The sequence below is a fragment of the Gilvimarinus sp. 1_MG-2023 genome (assembly GCF_030548285.1).
Genome location: NZ_JAUOSC010000157.1, coordinates 1 through 447 on the forward strand (window position 1 = coordinate 1; position 447 = coordinate 447).

Sequence of the window (447 nt, forward strand, 5' to 3'; positions counted from 1 at the left end):
GGTGGTTATAGCGAGGGTCGTCGGCCAGTTCCAGGCGGTTACGTGGCCGCTCCAGATCAATGTCGAGAATTTCGCCAATGGTCGCCGCCGGGCCGTTGGTCATCATCACGATACGATCCGACAGCAAAACAGCTTCATCGACATCGTGAGTAATCATGATAACGGTGTTGTTCAGCTCTTTCTGGATGTCCATCAGCGAGTCTTGCAAATGGGCACGGGTGAGGGCGTCCAGCGCCCCGAACGGCTCATCCATCAGCAAAATGTCGGGTTCCATTGCCAGTGCCCGGGCAATACCGACCCGCTGTTCCATGCCGCCAGAAATTTCGTCCGGGCGCTTGTGCATGGCGTGAGTCATATGTACCAGCTCCAGATTGTGCTCAATCCAGGCGCGCATCTCGGCTTTGGATTTTTTGCCCTGGAAGACGGTTTTGACCGCCAGCTCAACGT

Annotated in this window: 1 protein-coding gene; it reads right to left on the reverse strand. The window is 56.2% G+C overall.

Annotated elements, in window-relative coordinates:
* On the reverse strand, positions 1–447 hold a 447-nt coding region (locus Q4563_RS16200; protein ID WP_303605208.1), incomplete at both ends, for an ABC transporter ATP-binding protein.